This is a genomic window from Mesorhizobium sp. M4B.F.Ca.ET.058.02.1.1 (genome assembly GCF_003952505.1).
In the GTDB taxonomy this organism is placed as follows: domain Bacteria; phylum Pseudomonadota; class Alphaproteobacteria; order Rhizobiales; family Rhizobiaceae; genus Mesorhizobium.
On record NZ_CP034450.1, the window covers coordinates 1,392,870 to 1,405,673 of the forward strand.

Genomic DNA, 12,804 nt, shown 5'->3' on the forward strand with positions numbered 1-12,804 from the left:
CATGCTGTTGTCTCCCTTCCCAACCCTTGGCGAACGCATCCGCATCGCGCTGCTCTGGATCTGGTGCGCGCTGGTCATCCTTTTCCTGCTGGTCCCGATCCTCATTCCGGTTCCGCTCTCCTTCAACAGCGGTGCCTTCTTCATCTTCCCGCTGGAGGGCCTCTCGACGCGCTGGTACGAGATGGTGCTCGGCACCCAGCGCTGGCAGTCGGCGATCGGCAACAGCCTGATCGTTGCCTTCGGCACCACGCTGATCGCAACGACGCTTGGCACGCTGACGGCGATCGCGCTTTCCGACGAGAAATTCCCAGGCCGACGCATCGTCATGCCGCTGCTTCTGTCGCCGCTCATAGTGCCGGTGGTGATCACCGCCGTCGGCTCGTATCTGTTCTATGCGCGCATCGGCCTGGCCAGCACCTACGCCGGCATCATCCTGGCGCATACCGCTCTAGCCAGTCCGTTTGTCGTCGTGACGGTGGCGGCGAGCCTCACCGGCTTCGACCGCAATTTGATGCGTGCCGCCGCGATCTCCGGGGCGAAACCGCTGACCGCGTTCTTTCGGGTGATGCTGCCGCTGATCCTGCCCGGCGTGCTCTCTGGCGCGGCCTTCGCCTTCGTCACGTCCTTCGACGAGGTCGTGGTCGTGCAGTTCTTGGCCAGTGCCGGCCAGCGCACCATGCCGCTCGAAATGTTCATCGGCCTTCGCGAAAAGCTCAGCCCGGCGATCACCGCCGCCGCGACGCTGATGATGGCGCTGTCGATCGTGCTTCTGGTGGTGGCCAATCTTTTGGCGCGGCGCGGTCAGAAACGGCCGGGCGCAGCGGCATAGGTTCTTCAGGACCGGCGAGGCCGGCGGCTGAGGTCTTCACGCGTCGGCCACCGGCGTCCAGATCACGTCGTCGATCCGCGCCGCGCCCGTCGCCAGCATCACCAGCCGGTCGAAGCCGAGTGCCGAGCCGCTGGCCTGCGGCATGGTGGCCAGAGCCGCGAGAAAGTCCTCGTCGATCGGGTAGCGCTCGCCATAGATGCGCTCCTTCTCGTCCATTTCGGCGGTGAAGCGGCGGCGCTGCTCGGTTGGATCGGTGAGCTCGCCGAAGGCGTTGGCGAGCTCGACGCCGCAGCAATAGAGTTCGAAACGCTCGGCAACGCGCGGATCCTCCGCGCTCGGCCGGGCGAGCGCGGCTTCCGAGACCGGGTAGCCGTACAGGATGGTGGCCCGCCCCTGCCCCAGCGCCGGTTCGACCTTCTCGACCATCACCCGGCTGAACAGGTCGGCCCAGTGGTCGTCGCGCGCAGTGCGCAGGCCGGCACGGACGAGGGCATCGTGCAGCGCCGCGCGATCGGTGCCGCCGTCGGCGGAGACGGTCGCGAGAAGATCGATGCCGGCATGGCGCGAAAAGGCTTCGGCGACACTTAGCCGCTCCGGCTCGGCGAAAGGGTCGGCCTCGCGGCCGCGGAAGCGAAAGGTTTTCGCGCCGGCCTTCTCCGCCGCGAGAGCCAGGAATTCGGCGCAGTCCGCCATCAGGCTCTCATAGGTCTCGCCGACGCGATACCATTCGAGCATGGTGAATTCCGGATGGTGCAAGGGCCCGCGCTCGCGGTTGCGCCACACCGCGCCCAAACTGAAGATGCGCCGCTCGCCGGCGGCAAGCAGCTTCTTGCAGGCGAATTCCGGCGAGGTGTGGAGATAGAGCGGCTGGCGCGCGCCATCCGTCCCGATCGCCTCGGTGGCGAAGGCCGCCAGATGCGCCTCGTTGCCGGGCGAGACCTGGAGCGCCGATGTCGTGACCTCGATGAAATCGCGACTGGCGAACCAGCCGCGCAAGGCGGTGGCAATGGCGTTGCGCGCCAGCAGCCGCGGCCGGCGGTCGGCATGGACGTCGGGCGTCCACCAGGGGAAGCTTCGCTGGTCATCGGCAGGAAAATCGCCGAGAAGGCTGGCGGTTCGGCGCAAGATGCGCTAGGGCGCACGCGGTGGCCGCCGTAGCCGATTTTTGGCAATCAGCGCTCGCAGGCCGAAAAACTCGATTGGGATTGAACACCGTGGTCAAGGTCATCGCCAGCTCCTTACGCAAAGGCAACGTCGTCGATAAGGACGGCAAGCTCTATGTCATCCTCTTTGCCGAAAACATCCACCCTGGCAAGGGCACGCCGGTGACGCAACTCGACATGCGCCGCATCGGCGACGGCGTGAAGGTTTCGGAGCGCTATCGCACGACAGAGATGGTGGAGCGCGCCTATGTCGAGGAGCGCGAGCACACTTTCCTCTACTCCGACGGCGAAGGCTTCCATTTCATGAACCCGGAAAGCTACGACCAGGTCGTGGCGCCGGAAGGCGTGGTCGGCGACATGGCCCCCTATCTGCAGGAAGGCATGGCGGTGCAGCTGGCGCAGTTCAACGGCGTGCCGATTTCGCTGGTGCTGCCGCAGCGCGCCGTGTTCGAGGTGGTCGAAACCGAACCGGTCACCAAGGGCCAGACGGCGTCCTCGTCCTACAAGCCGGCCATGCTTTCCAACGGCGTGCGCACGGCGGTGCCGCCGCACATTTCCGCCGGCACGCGCGTGGTGGTGATGACCGCCGACGGCTCCTACGTCGAGCGCGCCAAGGACTGAGACCAGACGCACGGTCTACCAGAGCTCGCCGGCGATGTTGCGGGCCGCCTCCTCGTGAACGCGCGAGATGGGGGCGCCCGGCAGGCGCCTCGATCACGAAGTTCAGAACGCGCCCGGCCCCGGCTTCTATTTGTTCGCCACCGTGGGGGCATAGCCGGGCCGGCGCACCGCCCTCACCTTGCCGCTGTTGCCGCCGCCGCAGAAGAAGCAGCCTCCGCCATCGGATTCCAGCCCGGACACACCCATTCCCGCCGGCATGTCCAGCGTCTGAAGCACCTCGCCGGTACCAGGATCGATGCGCCTCAGATCGCTCTCGTCGCCTTCCCAGGTACCGTGCCAGAGCTCGCCGTCGACCCAGGTGACCCCGGTGACGACGCGCTTGGACTCGATGGTGCGGATCACCGTGCCGGTTTCGGGATCGATCTGATGGATCTTGCGGGCGCGGTATTCACCAACCCAAAGCGAGCCCTCGGCCCAGGTCAGGCCGGAGTCGCCGCCATTGCCGGGAGCCGGGATCGTGGCGATGACGTCGCCGGTCTGCGGATCGATCTTCTGGATGCGCTCTTCGGCGATCTGGTAAAGATGCTTGCCGTCGAAGGCGGTTCCGGCATCGGCTGCGACATCGATCGAGCGCAGTGTCGCTCCTGACCCAGGATCGAGCGCATTGAGCTTGTCGCCCGAGGCAAACCAGACTTTCTCGCCGTCGAAGGTCACGCCAGCCACGGTCTTCACCCCCGGAAAGGGTCCGTACTCACGCAGGATTTCGGCAGTCGCTCGTTTCATCGCGGTCTCCATCGATCTGGACAATACACCTGGCACTTAGTTCCTGGGCATGTCTCTTTCCCGAAACTTTCGCCAGCATGCTTAGTCGCTCGGCAGCGGGCCCGGGAGTAACAAGACAGTCGGGAATCCGGTCACCGGCGGCATCATCCAGCGGCGCGCCCGGCCACGGCCGATGGCCTGAACCTTTCTCTCGGCCGAAAGCTCCTCCAGCGCCCGCTGCACGGTGCGAGCGCTGGCGCCAAGCGCGATCGCCAGCGCCGAGCTCGACCAGGACTCGCCGTCGGCGAGGAAGGCCAGCACCGCGCCATGCTGTTCCTCGACCGGCGGCGCCAGCACGACCACCTCGCCGGCGCCAAGCGGCGTCAGCGCAAAGCCGGCGGCCGTCGCGTTGATTTCGGCCAGCGCGCCGAGTTCGGCGCGCAGCCGGCCCATCTCGACCCGCAGCCTCGCGCGATGCGACTCATCGGCATGCCTTGCCCGAAAAGCGCGCCTGAGCAGCGTCTCGCGCGAGGCATCCCCCGGCCAGGCCTCGGCGAGCGTGCGCGCCAGGACAAACAGCACCGGCCGGCTGGCCAGCGAGACAACCTTATCGGCTTCACGCACGACATTGCGGCAGGCATCGATAACGAACGCGCCGGACGCCAGCAGCGTCTCGACCTCATCGAGCGGCAGCAATTTCTCCGATCCCTGCGCAATCTGCCGGCCTACGGGCGTGTTCAACACCAGGGAGGCCGCTTCGACCTCCGCCCTCAGCGCCGGAATCTTGGCCTCGTAGGCGGCGAGCGATGCCCGGCCGAACGCCGAGCGCGCCGCCTTCGTCCGCAGTCGCCGGACCGCGATGCCGGCGGCCGCGAGCTCATGTGCGACACGCGCGACCGGCGGCAGCGGCCCCGGATCGAAACCGGCAAGCAGGCGCTCGGCCTCGTCGAGGCGGCCGATCAGGATCAGGCGGCGCGCCTCGATACTGCCGGCATAGGCGGCGTTCACCCGGTCGCCGTGCGCGTGAAGCGTCGCGCGCGCCGCCCGCAGCGCCTTTTCCGGCCAACCAAGATCGCGCGACACCAGCGCGATTTCGGCCTCGGCGACGACGCAGCGGGCGCGCGCCACCGCCTCCCTGGGGCTGAAGGCACGGGCCGCGCTCTTCAGCAGCGTCTTTGCCTTGGCGAAGTCGCCGAGCTGCGCCATGGCGATGCCGCGCAGCGCCAGCGCGGCCGGGTCCTGGCGCAGCGCGACGCGCTTCAGGGCGCCGAGCGGATCCCCCGCGGCCAGCGCGCGGCCGGCGGCGTTGATCAGCGAGTCCATTCACAGCCCGCCGACAGAAATCCCGCCACACTTGTAACTCTCACCATCACGCCATCCGGCCCTATGTCTGTCCTGCACCCCAACCAAACCGAAAGAACGGGACAAGAGCAATGACCCAGCACATGAAGACACCGCCGATCGTTTCGCAGGACGCCTGGGAAGGCGCGTACGAAGAGATGCTCGTAAAGGAAAAGGCCCTCACCCGTGCCCGCGACGCGCTGGCCGCGGAACGTCGCCGCATGCCATGGACGCTTGTCGAGAAGGACTATGTGTTCGACGGCCCAAACGGCAAGGCGAGCTTGCTCGACCTGTTCGAAGGCCGCCGGCAACTGATCATCTATCGCGCCTTCTTCGAGCCGGGCGTCTATGGCTGGCCGGAGCACGCCTGCCGCGGCTGCTCGCTCGGCGCCGACATGGTCGGCAATCTCGCCCATCTCAACGCCCGCGACACCACGCTCGCCTATGCCTCGCGGGCGCCGCAGGCCGACATTCAGCGGGTGAAGCAGCGGATGGGCTGGGAGCTGCCCTGGTACACCATCACCGACAGCTGGGATAAGGATTTCGGCGTCGACGAATGGCATGGCCACAACGTCTTCATCCACGACGGCGACCGCATCTTCCGCACCTATTTCGTCAACAACCGCGGCGACGAGGCTTTCGGCACCGTGTGGAGCTACCTCGACGTCACCCCGCTCGGCCGCCAGGAGGTGTGGGAGGACTCGCCCGAAGGCTATCCGCAGACCCAGACCTACAAATGGTGGAACTGGCACGACAACTACGAAGAGGGTGCCGCCCCCGACCAGAGATGGGTCGAAGTGTCGGACGTCGGCGAGGCGGCGTTCCGCAACAAGAGCGCCTGAGTGTGAAGCGACTCTGGCGGTGCCAGCCGCACCGCCGGAGCCGATCTCTCTCCACGCGTCCGCAGGAATCCCGCCAGTTTGAAAGGTGGCAAAGATGAGCATCGACAATCCCGCCCCTGGCCCGGCCGTCCCGAGCGGCTTCGGCCTCGCCGACTGGCTCAGCCTTGCGGCGGCGCCGACCTTCGCAATCATGGCGCTGCTGACAGCCGCCTATGGCGGCCATGACATGATGTGCATGCCCGGCCCCGGTGCCTCGATGCTGAGCGGCATGGTACCGATGTATCTTTTGATGGCCGCCTTCCATCTGGCGCCCTGGCTGCGGCTAGTGGCGCGGCGGGCGTGAGATTTCGCATCGCGGCCAATGACCGCCGTACCGGCCCAAGTGCCCGCTAAGCGCCAGCGACGAGTTGCCACCGGGTCTCGAATGACCGGAGTGGGGCCGACAGCGCACTGACAGCTTCAGGCTGCAAATCTTCAAGAGCGGACATTACGCTAGGCGTTAGCATTGTCATGACCTGACCCCATCACGATGTTCACTCCGGCCAGTGGATGTCGGGATTTGGCGTGCGATTACCTCAGCCAACTGCACCGCAACAACATCCAAGACACTCGCGCTTGCCGAAGGGGCTGTCGGCACTGACTGGATTAGCGTAAGCTAATGTCCACAAGGGGTGCGCACATGCACCGTGTCATCGCCATAGCGATCGTGGTTCTCGCGGCCGTGTTCGGTTCCGCGAGGGCTGAGGTGCTGATCGGGGTCTCGTCTGCGATGACAGGACGGCTTGCCTGGATCGGCGAGCAGGGACAGCGCGGCGCCGAGATGGCGGTGGCCGACGTCAACGCCGCGGGCGGCGTGCTTGGCCAGAAGGTGAGGCTCATCTCGGTCGACGATTTCTGCGATCCCGAGCAAGCGGTCGCGGCCGCCCGGAAGCTGGTGGCTGACGGGGTGGTGCTCGTCGTCGGGCATTTTTGCTCCGGGGCCTCGATCCCCGCATCAAAAGTGTACGAGGAGGCGGGCATCGTCGAAATATCCCCAGGCTCGACCAATCCGCAACTGACCGAACAGGGCCGTCGCAATGTCTTCCGCACCATTGGCCGCGACGACGCGCAAGGGTTCATCGCCGGCAACTACCTTGCCGATCGCTGGGGCGACAAGAAGATTGCAATCCTTCACGACAATTCGACCTACGGGAAGGGTCTCGCCGACGAGACCAGGAAGCAGCTGAACAAACGGGGCGTGACCGAAGCTGTCTACGACGCATACGCGCCCGGGAAGGACGACTATTCAGCCGAGGTCGCTGCATTGCAGAGCGCCGGCGTCTCAGCCTTGTATGTGGGTGGTTATCATGCCGACGTTGGGCTGATTGCTCGCGCCGCACACGACCGCGGCTACACGGTTCAGCTCATATCAGGAGATGCCTTGGCTACCGAGGAATTCGCCCTGATCGCAGGCCCAGCGGCGGAGGGAACCCTGTTCACCTTCCCGGCGGACCCGCGGCGAAATGCCGGCGCAGCCGCGATCGTGGAGCAGTTCCGTGCGGAGAACTTCGAGCCGGCGGGCTACACGCTGTTGAGCTACTGCGCGGTCCAGGTCTGGGCCCAGGCGGTCGCGAAGGCAGGTTCGCTGGAGCCGAAGGCGGTCATCGCGACACTGCGCGAACAGGAGTTCGACACCGTCATTGGCCGCGTCGATTTCGACGACAAGGGTGACCTCACGAGGCAGAGCTGGGTTTGGTACGTCTGGCGCGGCGGGGAGTACGTGCCGGTTGAATAGGGTTCGCCGAATGCGTGCCCCTGAGACGTCTAGTCCGATGCAGACCAGTGTGGCTGGATTGTACCGACTCACAGCGATGCTTGAACGCCTCGGCATACGCGGCCGGCTGCTGTTCGCCTTTTTCGGGATCAGCGCCCTTGCGGTGCTGGCAACTGCTGCGGCGCTTTATGCCTTCCTCCAAGTCGGCGACGTCGTCGACCGAATCACCACGGATCGGGTGCCGTCGGCGCTAGCCTCCCTCCAACTGTCGCGCCAGGCCGAGCGGGTCGCTGCTGCCGCGCCATCGGTGCTGGCGGCGACGAGCAGGTCTCAGCACAGCGAGGTCTCGGCTGCCGTCGCGCTCGAGATGTCCCGCCTCGAGGCGCTGCGCACCGACCTCAGGGACGCCACGCTGGGCACAGTGCCTTTGGCCGAAATCGAGGAAGCCGCGGTTGTTCTGAGGCGCAATCTGAAGGAGCTCGACTCCCTGGTCATCGCCCGGCTCGATGTGGTCGCCCGCAAGGAGGAACTCCTGAACCGCCTCGCCGCGACGACGACCGGGAGCCACCGCCTTCTTGCCACCGGCATCCTGGTGATGGATTCCAGGCTGCCGCAATGGCGGGCGGTCGCGGCCGACACGTCACTGTCGCCCGATCGACGCGCAGCGGCAATGGCCGACATGGTCCAGGCGATTGCGGCTTACATCCCCCAGCAAAAGGCGCTGCTGGATATTTCGGCGGTCAACGACGCGCTGGTGAAGGCCGCGACCGCGCCGTCGCAGGGCGACCTGGCGTTGATCCTGTTTCCGCTGCGCCGCTCGCTTGCCGCTCTCGAAACGGCTTCCTCGGAGATCGACGAAAAGCTGCGGACCCGTTTCCGGCAACGGGTGGACGAACTCAAGGCACTAACCGATGGTGAGAACAGCATCCCGAAGGCCCGGGAAGAGGAACTTGCGGTCCTCGCGCAGGGCGAAAAGCTGCTGGCCGAAAACAATCGGCTGTCGCGCAGTCTCACCGCTGCGGTCGACCGTCTTGTCGCAGCAGCGGACCGCGAGATCGCTGCCTCCGGTCGCGAAGCCGCGCTCGTCCAGCACTACGGCACCGGAGTTGTCCTCGGCTCCGCCTTGCTCAGCCTGTTGAGCTCGGTTCTGGTCGTCTGGCTCTATGTCGACCGCAGCCTCCTCGCCCGTCTGGGCGCGGTGAGCCAGGGCATGCTCGCCATCGCGGGCGGCGATCTTCGTGCGCCGCTGCCGGCCGCGGGCAGCGACGAAATCGGGCGCATGGCCGAGGCGCTGAGGCTCTTCCGGGATACCGCCGTCGAGGTCGAGGAAAAGAACCTGCGCGACGTTGCAGAAGCACGTCAGCGGCTGGTCGATGCCATCGAAAGCATTTCCGAAGGTTTCGCTCTCTATGACAGAGAGGACCGGCTTGTCCTCAGCAACAGCCGCTACCGCGAACTGCTCTACGCCGGCCTGGAGGCCGAGCTAACCCCTGGCACGGCATTCGAGGAGATCATTCGCCGATCCGCCGAGCGCGGCTACATCAGGGATGCCGAGGGGCGGGTCGATGAGTGGGTTGCCGAGCGCCTGTGGCGGCACCGCAACCCTGGCGAACCATGGGTGCAGCGGCGGGGCGACGGGCGATGGATCATGATAAGCGAGCGGCGGATCAGTGCCGGCGGCACGGTCGCCGTCTATTCCGACATCACCGAGCTGAAGCAAAGGGAGGAGAACCTCGCCGAGAAGTCCACTGCCCTGGAGGCGCTTTCCAACAAGCTGGCCAAATATCTGGCGCCCCAGGTGTACAGCTCGATATTCACCGGCCGCCAAGATGTTAGAATCGCCAGTCAACGCAAGAAGCTGACTATATGCTTCTCCGACATCGCCGGCTTTACCGAGACCACCGACAAAATGGAGTCCGAGGATCTCACCCAGCTCCTCAATCACTACCTGACGGAAATGTCGAAAATCGCGTCGGATCATGGTGCCACGATCGACAAGTACGTCGGCGACGCGATCCTGATGTTTTTCGGCGACCCTGAGACGCGCGGCGTCAAGGAGGACGCGCTGGCTTGCGTGCAGATGGCGCTTGCCATGCAAAACCGGATCAGCGAGCTCACCGAAGTCTGGCGGGACATGGGGATCGAAACACCGCTGCGCTGCCGCATCGGCATCCATACCGACTACTGCACCGTCGGTAACTTCGGCAGCGAGGACCGGATGGACTACACGATAATCGGCGGCGCCGTGAATCTCGCCTCGCGTCTGGAACAGGAGGCGGCACCGGGGGCCATCCTCATTTCCTACGAGACGTTTGCGCAAGTGAAGGACACGATCGATTGTGCGGAGATGGGGCACGTGCAGGTCAAGGGGATCGCCTACCCCGTCGCCACCTACCGCGTCATCGATCTGAAGGCCAATCTAGCGGGCGCTTGTCGCGCCGTTCGAACCGAGCTGCCGCACTTCAGGCTGGAACTTGAACCGGAGCTGATGTCCGCCGACGAGCGTGGCGGTGCCGCCACTGCGCTTCGAGATGCGCTGGATCGGCTTTCGCACGAGCCCGGGCAGCAGGGCTTGGTTCGACCCCTCCCCCTTAGGCGCGCCAGCGGTGGCGCGCCGCGCACCGCCATAATCGAGTATAATTCCTGGCCGATCGCAGACGGAGGAGGAAAAGAGCAAATGTCCGTGGACGCGGGACCGAGAAAAGTGGACGCCGAATATGCGATTGAGTACCTCCAGGAGCATCCGCAAGCCGGGCTTTGCTGCGAGGATCGTCGCTGCTGGATCACGCCGAACGCAAACGAGACCGATCAGCGGATCCTGCTTCTCGATGTGGTTGAGGCCGACCGGCTCAAGGATGATCCTCGCCTTCGACTCGTGTCCGGAATCGCTCATGCGGGCCGGTCGCTCTGGGTCGTTCGGAGAATGACATGATTTGACGCAGGCCCTCGCCCTGGAGGACCGGTGGCGGCGCAGCCACAGGGTGGACATTTCAGCCCACATGGAAATGATCATGTTGCCATGCACAACACTGCAGTGCGCTGATCTCGACTAAAAGTTTGAGTGTAGAAGCGGATCAATCGACCTCCAGGTCCAGCCAGCGACGCAGATGGACATCCCAGAGAATTTCCGGACCGCCACGCGTTTTTCACGGATCGCCCTGACCTAACGCATTGCCTTCCGCGGCAGCTCGCACAATAGTCGGGCCGATGTTGCAGGCGATTGCGAGTCACTGGTCTACGCTGATCCTCGCCCTCTCCCTAGCGATGGCGGCCGTCGGCATCGTCCACGCCATCATGACGAAGGAAGACGTGCGCGCCGCCACCGGCTGGGTGGGCGTGATGCTGCTGTCGCCCTTCCTGGGCGCCATCATCTACGCCATCGCCGGCATCAACCGCATCCGCAGGGCGACGATCAGCGCCATGCGGCCGCTTTCCGGCGAGGCCGCCCTGACAAAGCAGGAGCGCGACATCGCCGCCGAAGACCTGATCACGGCCGAGTTTGGCTTACGCTTCGTCGGGCTGAAGACGCTGGGCGACAGGGTGACACGCCGCGCCCTGACATCGGGAAACGCAATCGCCGTGCTGGAAACAGGCGACGAAGCCTACAGCGCGATGTGCCACGCCATCGACGGGGCGGAGCGCAGCGTCCTTCTCGAAACCTACATCTTCGACAATGATGCGGTCGGGGCGATCTTCGTCCAATCGCTTGGCAACGCCGTCAAACGCGGCGTCAGCGTGCGCGTGCTGATTGACGCCGTCGGCGTGCGCTACTCCGTGCCCAGCATCCTCAAGCAACTCAAGGAAGCGAACGTCACCACCGACCTTTTCAACGGCAACATCGTCATGGGCTTGAGACTTCCCTATGCGAATCTGAGGACCCACAGGAAGATCCTTGTCGTCGACGGCACTGTGGCGTTCACGGGAGGCATGAATATCCGCAAGGGATTCTCCGCCGAATTCGTCGGCTCCGACAGTTCACGGGACACACACTTCAAGGTCACCGGCCCGGTGGTGGCCGACCTTTTCTCGGTCGCCGCCGAGGACTGGCGCTTCGCCGGCAACGAGGCCCTGAAGGGCGAAACCTGGCAAGTGGCAGCCCCCTTGTCGGCGCCCGGCCAGCCGATGTTGGTGCGGGCCGTGGCGTCGGGGCCGGATGCCTCGAACGAAACCAACCACAAGCTGCTGATGGGGCGTTCTCGGTTGCCCGCAAGTCGATCCGCATCATGTCGCCGTACTTCCTGCCGGACCGCGAACTGATCAGCGCGCTGACCACGGCGGCGCGGCGCGGCGTCGAGATCGACATCGTCGTGCCGGCGGTAAACAACCTCTTCCTCGTCGACCGCGCGATGACGGCGCAGTTCGACCAGGTGCTGAAGCATTATTGCCGCGTCTGGCGCCACGAAGGCGCCTTCGACCATTCGAAACTGATGGCGATCGACGGCGTCTGGGCCTATATCGGCTCCTCCAATCTCGACGCCCGGTCGTTGAGGCTGAATTTCGAGATCGACATGGAAGTTCTTGATGCGGACTTTGCCGCCGAGATCGAGACACGCATCGGATCGGCCATCGCCTCCGCGCAGCCGGTGACGCTTGAGACGTTGAAGGCCCGCCCCTTCGTCATTCGCGTCTTCGACCGGTTGCTGTGGCTGGGATCGCCCTATCTATAGCGCAAGGAACAGAGCAGCAGGACCATGGAGATAAACGGACGCAACCTGCCGGAGACCGTGCTCCTGTCGATCCGCCACCGAAAGGCGCGGAAGGCGAAGGCGACGCCGCGCAAGCGGGTCGACGGCGCCGAGATGGTGGTCGCCTCCTACAACGTCCACAAATGCATCGGCACCGACCGCAAGTTCGATCCCGAACGGACCGCCCGCGTCATCCGCGAAATCAGTCCCGACGTCATCGCCTTGCAGGAGGCCGACAACCGCTTCGGCGACCGTGCCGGGCTGCTCGACCTTGCGCGGCTCGAACACGAAACGGGGCTGGTGCCGGTGCCGGTGTCCGGAAACGGCAAGGGCCATGGCTGGCGCGGCAATGTGCTGCTGTTCAAGCGCGGCACGGTGCGCGACGTCCACCAGATCAAGCTTCCGGGGCTGGAGCCGCGTGGCGCGCTGGTCGCCGAAATCGATCTCGACGAGAAACGGCCGCTGCGGGTGATTGCCGCCCATCTCGGCCTGCTGCGACGGTCGCGCTCCGAACAAGCGCGTGTCGTGCTCGACATCATGAGCAGCGCGGATGAGAGGCCAACGCTGCTGCTCGGCGACCTCAACGAGTGGCGGCTGGGCAACCGCTCTGCGCTGAACACGCTGCACACCACCTTCGGCCCGCCGCCAGCCGTGCCCACCTTTCCCTCGGGCCTGCCGGTGCTTGCGCTCGACCGGATCATGGGCAACCGCAACGGCATGGTCTCGGCGGTGGAAGCGCATGACACGCCGCTGTCGCGGGTCGCGTCGGACCACCTGCCGCTCACGGCTTTTGTGCATCTTTGACGCG

Annotated in this window: 8 protein-coding genes and 3 pseudogenes; 8 read left to right on the forward strand and 3 right to left on the reverse strand. The window is 65.4% G+C overall.

Features of this window, described 5'->3' with window-relative positions; all coding sequences use genetic code 11:
• The first annotated feature begins 1 nt into the window (after position 1).
• Positions 2–829, forward strand: a complete 828-nt coding sequence (locus tag EJ073_RS07005) for an ABC transporter permease (protein ID WP_126055085.1) — start codon at positions 2–4, stop codon at positions 827–829.
• A gap of 36 nt (positions 830–865) precedes the next feature.
• On the opposite strand, the gene epmA is transcribed toward EJ073_RS07005, so the two are convergent.
• Entirely contained in the window at positions 866–1,954 is a 1,089-nt protein-coding gene (epmA, locus tag EJ073_RS07010; RefSeq protein WP_126055086.1) for an EF-P lysine aminoacylase EpmA, read from the reverse strand.
• 89 nt (positions 1,955–2,043) lie between these two features.
• Here epmA and efp point away from each other — a divergent pair, with 89 nt between their 5' ends.
• Positions 2,044–2,613 (forward strand): elongation factor P, encoded by a 570-nt coding sequence (efp, locus tag EJ073_RS07015; protein WP_126055087.1) that lies wholly within the window; start codon positions 2,044–2,046, stop codon positions 2,611–2,613.
• A 126-nt stretch (positions 2,614–2,739) separates the two neighbouring features.
• On the opposite strand, the gene EJ073_RS07020 is transcribed toward efp, so the two are convergent.
• Positions 2,740–3,396 (reverse strand): glutamine cyclotransferase, encoded by a 657-nt coding sequence (locus tag EJ073_RS07020; RefSeq protein WP_126055088.1) that lies wholly within the window; start codon positions 3,394–3,396, stop codon positions 2,740–2,742.
• 81 nt (positions 3,397–3,477) lie between these two features.
• Positions 3,478–4,698, reverse strand: a complete 1,221-nt coding sequence (locus EJ073_RS07025) for a helix-turn-helix domain-containing protein (RefSeq protein WP_126055089.1) — start codon at positions 4,696–4,698, stop codon at positions 3,478–3,480.
• A 110-nt stretch (positions 4,699–4,808) separates the two neighbouring features.
• Between EJ073_RS07025 and EJ073_RS07030 the strand changes: the two genes are divergently transcribed.
• The 6 genes and pseudogenes from EJ073_RS07030 (at position 4,809) to EJ073_RS07055 (ending at position 12,800) form a co-directional block, all read left to right on the forward strand.
• Positions 4,809–5,558, forward strand: coding sequence for a DUF899 domain-containing protein (locus EJ073_RS07030; RefSeq protein ID WP_126055090.1), 750 nt, complete (start codon positions 4,809–4,811; stop codon positions 5,556–5,558).
• Between the two features lie 148 nt (positions 5,559–5,706).
• Positions 5,707–5,901, forward strand: a pseudogene (locus EJ073_RS32000) (hypothetical protein); the annotation flags it as partial.
• Positions 5,902–6,237: 336 nt separating this feature from the next.
• On the forward strand, positions 6,238–7,332 hold the full coding sequence (locus EJ073_RS07040) for a branched-chain amino acid ABC transporter substrate-binding protein (RefSeq protein ID WP_126055091.1): 1,095 nt from the start codon (positions 6,238–6,240) through the stop codon (positions 7,330–7,332).
• Between the two features lie 76 nt (positions 7,333–7,408).
• Positions 7,409–9,859, forward strand: a pseudogene (locus EJ073_RS07045) (adenylate/guanylate cyclase domain-containing protein); the annotation flags it as partial.
• 659 nt (positions 9,860–10,518) lie between these two features.
• Positions 10,519–11,978: pseudogene (locus EJ073_RS07050) on the forward strand (phospholipase D-like domain-containing protein).
• Positions 11,979–12,002: 24 nt separating this feature from the next.
• A complete protein-coding gene (locus tag EJ073_RS07055) occupies positions 12,003–12,800 on the forward strand; it encodes an endonuclease/exonuclease/phosphatase family protein (RefSeq protein WP_126055092.1) in 798 nt (265 codons plus the stop codon).
• Positions 12,801–12,804: the final 4 nt, after the last annotated feature.